Annotated in this window: 1 pseudogene; it reads right to left on the reverse strand. The window is 53.4% G+C overall.

What is annotated here, in order from left to right:
• Nucleotides 1-238, reverse strand: a pseudogene (locus AX663_RS10740) (adhesive domain-containing protein); the annotation flags it as partial.

Consider the following 238-nt stretch of genomic DNA (forward strand, 5'->3'; position numbering starts at 1 on the left):
TCTGAGTCAGTAAGTGCCTCGGCTTCAGCAAGTGCGTCAGCCTCAGCAAGTACATCAGCCTCAGCAAGTACATCAGAATCAGCGTCTGCATCTGAGTCAGTAAGTGCCTCGGCTTCAGCAAGCGCATCAGCCTCAGCAAGTACTTCAGAGTCAGCAAGTGCGTCAGCTTCAGCAAGTGCGTCTGAATCAACAAGTGCGTCAGCGTCAGCAAGTGCTTCTGAGTCAGCAAGCGCCTCAG

The organism is Streptococcus sp. CCH8-H5 (assembly GCF_001556505.1).
Taxonomy (GTDB): domain Bacteria; phylum Bacillota; class Bacilli; order Lactobacillales; family Streptococcaceae; genus Streptococcus.